Source organism: Polaromonas jejuensis NBRC 106434, from assembly GCF_001598235.1.
Taxonomy (GTDB): domain Bacteria; phylum Pseudomonadota; class Gammaproteobacteria; order Burkholderiales; family Burkholderiaceae_C; genus Polaromonas; species Polaromonas jejuensis.
Window position 1 is genome coordinate 1 of record NZ_BCYO01000075.1, and the last position, 1,010, is coordinate 1,010.

Sequence of the window (1,010 nt, forward strand, 5' to 3'; positions counted from 1 at the left end):
CCAAGCTGCTCAAGGCCCTGGTCGACAAGGAAGCCCCCCAGCTGGTGATCCTGGGCAAGCAGGCCATCGACGACGACTGCAACCAGACCGGCCAGATGCTGGCCGCGCTGCTGGGCTGGCCCCAGGCCACCTTCGCCTCCAGGGTCGAGGTCGAAGGCGGCCAGGCCCGGGTCACCCGCGAGGTCGACGGCGGCCTGGAAACCCTGGCCCTCACGCTGCCGGCCATCATCACCACCGACCTGCGCCTGAACGAGCCGCGCTACGTCACCCTGCCCAACATCATGAAGGCCAAGAAAAAGCAGCTCGACCGCTTCCTGCCCGAAGAGCTGGGCGTGGACGTCAAGCCGCGCCTGAAGACCCTCAAGGTCAGCGAGCCGCCCAAGCGCAGCGCCGGCGTCAAGGTCGCCGATGTGGCCGCCCTGGTGGACAAACTCAAAAACGAAGCGAAGGTGATCTAAATGACCGCACTTGTAATTGCCGAACACGACAACGCCAGCATCAAGCCCGCCACCCTCAACACCGTGACCGCCGCCGCCCAATGTGGCGGCGAGGTGCATGTGCTGGTCGCCGGCCAGGGCGCCGAAGCCGCGGCCCAGGCCGCCAGCCAGATCGCCGGCGTGGCCAAGGTCATCCATGTCGAAGGCGAGCCCTTCGCCCATGGCCTGGCCGAAAACATGGCCGCCCAGGTGCTGGCCATGGCGCAAAACTACAGCCACATCCTGTTTCCGGCCACCGCCTCGGGCAAGAACATCGCCCCGCGCGTGGCCGCGCTGCTGGATGTGGCGCAGATCTCCGACATCACCAAGGTCGATGCGCTGGACACCTTCGAGCGCCCGATCTACGCCGGCAACGCCATTGCCATCGTGCAAAGCCTGGACGACAAGAAAGTGATCACCGTGCGTACCACCGGCTTTGATGCGGCGGCGGCCAGCGGTGGCGCCGCCACCGTGGAAACCCTGGCCGGTGTGGCCGACAGCGGCAGGTCGAGCTTTGTCGGCTCTGAGATCGCC

At 66.7% G+C, this 1,010-nt stretch carries 1 protein-coding gene and 1 pseudogene; both read left to right on the forward strand.

Annotated elements, in window-relative coordinates:
* Window positions 1-458, forward strand: a 458-nt coding sequence (locus PJE01S_RS24160) for an electron transfer flavoprotein subunit beta/FixA family protein (RefSeq protein ID WP_245660971.1), incomplete at its 5' end; no start/stop codon positions are given.
* A pseudogene (locus tag PJE01S_RS24165) lies at window positions 459-1,010 on the forward strand (electron transfer flavoprotein subunit alpha/FixB family protein); the annotation flags it as partial.